Source organism: Promicromonospora citrea (assembly GCF_013004695.1).
In the GTDB taxonomy this organism is placed as follows: domain Bacteria; phylum Actinomycetota; class Actinomycetes; order Actinomycetales; family Cellulomonadaceae; genus Promicromonospora; species Promicromonospora citrea.
This window is the reverse complement of sequence record NZ_JABEMG010000193.1, coordinates 1-6,065: the sequence shown is the minus strand read 5'-3', so window position 1 is coordinate 6,065 and position 6,065 is coordinate 1. Positions and strand designations below refer to the sequence as shown.

The following is a 6,065-nucleotide window of genomic DNA, read 5'->3' as shown; positions in this document are numbered from 1 at the left end:
CGCCGTCGTCGCCTGCCCGGCGCCCCGCGACGCTCACCCGCGCACCCGCCGCACCACGGCGCGCCCGAGGCGGTAGGCGACCACGCCGGCCAGCACCCACGGCCCGACGACGAGCACGGGGTCGAGCACCTGGTGCCGCACGTCGGTGCGCCCGGACCGCGAGCGCACCGGGCCGAGCCCCGGCTCGGCGAGGACGCCGGACTCGGTCACCGGGTCGTCGGGCCGCCGGGTCGCGAACGACGCCAGGTGCGACTCGACGGCGTCGACCCGGTCGGCCGCGATGAGCAGCAGCCAGTGCGCGGCCCGCGCCTCGCTGAACCGCCGGTAGGCGTACCGCCGCACGACGCCCGACAGACCCTTGAGCGGCACGGAGGTGCCGAAGACGGGGGTCAGCCGGGCATGCTCGATCGACCGCTCGCGCGGCTGGTGCTCGGGCTGCTGCTCGGGCAGCTCCCAGTGCGCCCCCGTGTCGAGACCGCGCACCTCGCGCGGGACGGCGGGACGGTCGGCCGGGTCGAGGTCTGCGCCCCAGCCGGGGATGCGGGCGCGCAGCTGCTCGGGGGTCTCCGGCAGCGGCGGCTTGTCGGCGGTGTACGGCACGGTGGTGGCCTCTCGCTCGGTCCGGTGGCGGCAGGACTCACTCCCCGCCCGGCACGACGAGCGGCTTGACGCAGCCGTCGAGCTTGGCGGAGAACATGTGGTACCCCTCGGCGATGTGCTCCAGGGGGATGCGGTGCGTCACGATGTCGTGCGGCGTGAGGTAGCCGCTGCGCATGTGCTCGAACAGGCGGGGCCACTGCCGCTTCACGGGCGCCTGGTTGGCGCGCAGCGTGAGGCCCTTGTTCATGGCGTCGCCGAGCTTCACCGCACTGAAGATGGGGCCGTAGGCGCCCATGACGGACACCGTGCCGCCCTTGCGGACGCCGTCGATCGCCCAGTTCAGCGCGACGGGCGAGCCGCCCTGGAGCTTGAGCTTCGCGCTGGTGACGTGCTGCACGAGGTTGCCGTCCGCCTCGGCGCCGACGGCGTCGATGACCCGGTCGGCGCCCAGCCAGCCGGTCGTGCGCTTGAGCTCGACGACGACGTCCTTGTGCTCGGTGTAGTTCATCGTCTCCGCGTACGCGAACGTGCGGGCCAGCTCGAGCCGTTCCTCGAGCTGGTCGACGACGATCACGCGCCCCGCGCCCATGAGCCACGCCGACCGCGCGGCGAACAGCCCGACGGGGCCGGCCCCCAGCACGACGACGACGTCACCCTCGGCGATGTCGGCGAGCTGCGCGCCGAAGTACCCGGTGGCGAGCGCGTCGGTGCACAGGACGGCGTCCTCCTCGTCCATCCAGTCGGGCACCTTCGCAGGACCGACGTCGGCGAAGGGCACGCGGACGAACTCGGCCTGCCCGCCGTCGTACCCGCCGGTGGTGTGCGAGTAGCCGTAGATGCCGCCCACCGCGGTCGCGTTGGGGTTGACGTTGTGGCAGTTGGAGTACAGCCCGCGGGCGCAGAAGAAGCAGCTCCCGCAGTAGATGTTGAACGGCACCATCACCCGGTCGCCGACGGCGAGGTCCCGCACCGACGGGCCGACCTCGTGCACGACGCCGACGAACTCGTGGCCGAAGGTCGACCCGATGCGCGTGTCGGGCATCATGCCGTGGTACAGGTGCAGGTCGGACCCGCAGATGGCCGCCGTCGTGACCCGCACGATCGCGTCGTTCGGGTGCTCGATGCGCGGCATCGGCTTCTCCTCGACGCGGACCTTGTACGGCCCGCGGTACGTCATCGCCCTCATCGCGCCGTCCCCGTCCGACCGCCCGGCTGCTCGCCGGTGATCTCGCCGGACAGCCGCACGCCCGTGGTGAGCCGGGCCGGGGCGTCCAGGTCCGCGTCGTCGTCCACGCCGACGCCGAGGCGGCCGACGAGCTCGCCGCCCAGCCAGCCCGTCGCGCCCGAGAGCAGGAGGGCGACCAGGCCGAGCACGAACGCGCCCACGCCGGGCACGTCCTCGGACGCACCGCCGCGCAGCACCGCGCTGAGCGCGAACAGCAGCAGCACGACGACGTTGCCGGCGCCGTGCAGCAGCGCGACCCGCTTGGCGCGGGTGCCCTGCGGGATCGCGAGGTAGTCGACCAGGCCGAACACCGACGCGGCCAGGCCTGCGACGACGCCCACCACGATCATGAGGTAGGCCGCGAACGCGAGGCGCGCGTCGTCGGTCACGAGCCCGACCACGTCGAAGGCGACGGCGAGGGCGAGGATGCCGAGCGGCAGGATGACCAGCTGCTGGTGCACGGCGTGCCCCGCGGCCTTGGCTCTGCTCTCCATGGGTGACCTCCCGGTCGGTGGGAAAAGCTCGGGGACGATCAGTGGGGCCCGACGGCGCGCGCCCGGTCGACGGCCTCCGCGACGCCGCCGGACCAGGGGTCCCCGTGGCCGGGCAGCAGCAGCGTGGACCCGGTGTCGTAGGCGACGAGCCGGTCGAGCGAGACGAGCGCCTTGGCGCTGTCGGCGGTCGCGGCGCCCGCGACGATCTGCGGGCCCCTGCGTCCGGTGTAGGGGTCGAGCGTGACGAGCGCGTCCCCGGTGAGCAGGACGTCGCGGTCGGGCAGGTGCAGGGCGCAGTGCCCGAACGTGTGGCCCGGGGTGAAGACCACCCGCGGGCTGCCGGGGACGGGCAGCGTCTCGCCCGGCGTCATGCGGCGCAGCCCGTCGACGCCGCGCACGCGCAGCGCACCGGCTGCCGTCATGGCGCCGAGCACCCGCAGGGCCGCCGGGTGGCGCAGGGGGTAGACGGCCCGGACGTTCTCGTGCGCGTACCGGTAGGGGTGGGCCGCGATGTGGAAGTCCTCCTCGTGCAGCCAGATCGGCACGCCCAGGCGTTCCTGGAACGCCGCGGCCGACCCGGTGTGGTCGAAGTGCGCGTGGGTGAGCACCACGGCGGCGACGTCGTCGGGCGTGCGCCCGAGGCTGCGCACCGCCTCGCCGATCAGCCGCCAGGAGGCGGGCAGGCCCGTGTCGACCACGAGGACCCTGCCCGCCTCCTGCACGAGGTAGACGTTGACGTACGCGTGCTCGATGCGGTGCACGCCTGCGGCGACCTCGACCGGTGTCATGCGAGTCGTCACTCCTTCTTGAGCGCGTCCTGCGCGACGCCGAGGGCCTTCTCGACCGCCTCCGGGTTGCCGGTGGTGCCGTGGAACCGCACGTCGGGATTGGTGGGCGGCGGTGCCGGCACGCCCGCGGGCGGCTCGGCGACGTACTCGAACTCGCCCTTGCCGTCGGGGGTCGGGCCGCTGGCCCAGGACCCCTCTGCGGCGGCCTGGCCGTCCGAGAAGTTGATGTACTGGTAGGACACGGCGCGCTCCTCCTTGCCGAGCGGGAACGTGCTGGGGACCGGCAGGTCCTCGACGCCCTCCTCGCGCAGCTCCTGCGCCGCCGCGATCCACTGGTTCTGGTGCATGGTGTCCCGGGCGAGGAGGAAGGACAGCAGGTCCCGCACCCCCGGGTCGTCGGTCATGTGGTAGAGCCGCGCGACCTGCACGCGCCCCTGCATCTCGGCGTTCGCGTTGGCCGTGAAGTCGGCCAGCATGTTGCCGCTGGCGGTCACGTACCCGGCGTTCCACGGGTTGCCGTTCGAGTCGACGGGCCGTGCGCCCGCCCCGGAGACGATCGCCTGCTGCGGGTCGGTCCCGCCGATGATCGCCGCGACGGTCGGGTCGTTCTGCATCGCACCCTCGGTGACCCCGAGCGGTGCGTCCTCGAGCAGCTGGGCGATCATCGTCGCCAGCATCTCGACGTGGCCCATCTCCTCGGCCCCGATCCCGTACAGCAGGTCGCGGTACTTGCCGGGCATGTGCGCGTTCCACGACTGGAACCCGTACTGCATGGCCACGGTGATCTCGCCGTACTGCCCGCCGAGCACCTCCTGCAGCTTGCGGGCGTAGACCGCGTCAGGCCGCTCGGGCTTGACCGTGTGCTGCAGCTCCTGGCGATGGAAGAACATGGTGCGGCTCCTCGGTTCACGGATCTGGCGTGCGCCGCAGGTCCCGCCCCGACCCTGCGGCACGTCCACCGTCACCGGCCCCGAGCCCACTCGCATCTGTATGCGGGTTCATGCGCCTCACCGAGGAGAGGCGCCCCGCTCCGGGTCAGCGCGCCGTGCGGCGCGGCCCGGACCACGACAGCATCGCGGCGATGTCCCGCGCGGTCGTCTCCGGTTCGGCGGCCACCTCGACGACGCGCTGCGCGAGCACGCGCACCGCCACGTTCGTCTGGTTGGAGGTGGCGCGCAGGTGCTCGAACGCCGTGTCCGGGTCCGTGTGCAGGGCGAAGGCGATGATGCCCTTGGCCTGCTCGATGGGCGCGCGCGTCGCCGCTGCCGCCCTGATCGATGCCGAGGCGGACTCGCTGGCCTGCACCTCGATGCCCGCTGTGATGTCGATGAAGAAGCCGACCAGCTCGGTCACCTGACCGGTGTCGGGGTCGCGCCGGCCCTCGCCGACGACCGTGAGGGTCCGCTGGCGCCCGTGGGCGTCCATGATGCGGTGCAGGCTGCTGAACGGCTCACCGGTCAGGGCAGCGTGCTGCAGGACCTGCGAGACGCGGGCCCTGTCCTGGGGGTGCTTGTGCGCCAGCACGAGCGCCGTCGTCGGGACGATGTCACCCGGTTCGAAGCCGTGGATACGGTAGGCCTCGTCGGACCACCACCAGACCTGGTTCCCCAGGTCGACCTTGTACCGGCCGACGACGTGGGTGGTACCGAGCGCCAAAGCGCGCTCGATCTCCATGGGTTCTGTCATGTGCAGCCTTCCGTGCGCTGTAGCTCGTGCGCCTTTGAGCCGCGTCCTGACTCCCGGTCAACGGTACAGGTGAATCAGTCAGAATGGAAAACGAAAACCAAAACGGTAAAGGTAAAACAAGTCTTTTGCGTTTCGGATCGTGAAAATCAGGTCAGATCGTCGTGCGCGCCGTCGACCCAGGTCGCGTGGCGCTCCGCGGAACGCCGCACCGCGTCCCGCGCGCCGGCGGGGACGGTCGCCCGGAAGTTGCTGTACAGCCGGTCGAACGCGAACCGGCCGACGTTCTCGGCGATCCGCCGCACCACCGTCCCCGACAGCGGGATCAGGTTCGGGTAGGACCGCATGAACGAGACCGACGTGCGGTCCGGGTTGGCGAAGATCGTGTCGCCCGAGAGCAGCACGCCCCGGCCCTCCGCGCCCGGCGCCCAGTGCGCGACCACCGAGCCCGGGAAGTGCCCGCCGGGCTGGGTCAAGGTCACGCCCGGCAGCACCTCGCGGTCGCCCGACCACGTCTCGATCGCGTCGTCGGTGCGGGCGAGCCACCCGGCGTCGGCCTCCGAGACCAGGATCGGGACCCCGCCCAGGCGGCGGCTCCACTCGACCTGCACGCCGTACATGTGCGGGTGGCTCGCCACGATGTACGCCAGCCCGCCCAGCTCGCGCACGAGGTCCAGCGCCGCGTCGTCGAGGAAGCCGGGCACGTCGAACATGAGGTTGCCCGCGCCGGTCCGCACGATCTTGGCCACCGGTCCGATGCCGACGTCCGGGACCGCGCCCAGACCGTACAGGTCCGGCTCGATCTCCTCCACGGCGATGCCGTGCCCCTGCGCGGCCAGCTCGCCGAGGGTGGTCCAGCGCTGCCCGTCGGCGGGCACGAGCTCGCGCTCGTCGGCGCACAGCGCGCACACCGGCGGGCTCTCCGCGTGCTCCACGCCGCACCGGCTGCAGATCCAGAACGTCATGCCGCTCCCTCTCGTCCTCTCCCCGCGCCCGGGGGCGTCACCGTGCCAGGCGCTCGACCACCGCGCCGTAGAGCCAGGGCGCGCGCACCGCCGCCGGCACGATCGCCCCGCGCGCGGGGCTCGCCGCCCAGGCCAGCAGACCCGTGGTCAGCGCGCGGTAGTCACGCGTCGCCGCACGCCACGCCCGCTCGTACGCCGCCGCGTCGTCCAGGTGCCGCACCGCGGCGTCCGCCTGCGCCAGCCCGACGCGGATGCCCTCGCCCGTCAGGGCGTCGACGTACCCGGACGCGTCGCCGACCAGCCGTACCCG

At 72.8% G+C, this 6,065-nt stretch carries 7 protein-coding genes and 1 pseudogene; all 8 read right to left on the bottom strand.

What is annotated here, in order from left to right; all coding sequences use genetic code 11:
- Positions 1-33 precede the first annotated feature (33 nt).
- On the bottom strand, positions 34-600 hold the full coding sequence (locus tag HLB15_RS21865; RefSeq protein ID WP_171108634.1) for a hypothetical protein: 567 nt from the start codon (positions 598-600) through the stop codon (positions 34-36).
- 37 nt (positions 601-637) lie between these two features.
- Complete coding sequence (locus tag HLB15_RS21860; protein ID WP_171108632.1) at positions 638-1,786, bottom strand: zinc-dependent alcohol dehydrogenase; 1,149 nt, start codon at positions 1,784-1,786, stop codon at positions 638-640.
- On the bottom strand, positions 1,783-2,319 hold the full coding sequence (locus HLB15_RS21855; RefSeq protein WP_171108630.1) for a DUF2231 domain-containing protein: 537 nt from the start codon (positions 2,317-2,319) through the stop codon (positions 1,783-1,785). Before HLB15_RS21855 ends, HLB15_RS21860 begins: the two co-directional genes overlap by 4 nt.
- Before the next feature lie 38 nt (positions 2,320-2,357).
- On the bottom strand, positions 2,358-3,107 hold the full coding sequence (locus tag HLB15_RS21850; RefSeq protein ID WP_171108628.1) for an MBL fold metallo-hydrolase: 750 nt from the start codon (positions 3,105-3,107) through the stop codon (positions 2,358-2,360).
- Between the two features lie 8 nt (positions 3,108-3,115).
- On the bottom strand, positions 3,116-3,997 hold the full coding sequence (locus HLB15_RS21845) for a manganese catalase (protein WP_171108626.1): 882 nt from the start codon (positions 3,995-3,997) through the stop codon (positions 3,116-3,118).
- Between the two features lie 145 nt (positions 3,998-4,142).
- Entirely contained in the window at positions 4,143-4,793 is a 651-nt protein-coding gene (locus tag HLB15_RS21840; RefSeq protein ID WP_171108623.1) for a PAS and ANTAR domain-containing protein, read from the bottom strand.
- A 146-nt stretch (positions 4,794-4,939) separates the two neighbouring features.
- Positions 4,940-5,755 carry an MBL fold metallo-hydrolase gene (locus HLB15_RS21835; RefSeq protein ID WP_171108621.1) on the bottom strand — a complete coding sequence of 272 codons (816 nt, stop codon included), beginning with the start codon at positions 5,753-5,755 and terminating at the stop codon, positions 4,940-4,942.
- 37 nt (positions 5,756-5,792) lie between these two features.
- Positions 5,793-6,065 (bottom strand): annotated as a pseudogene (locus HLB15_RS21830) (monooxygenase); the annotation flags it as partial.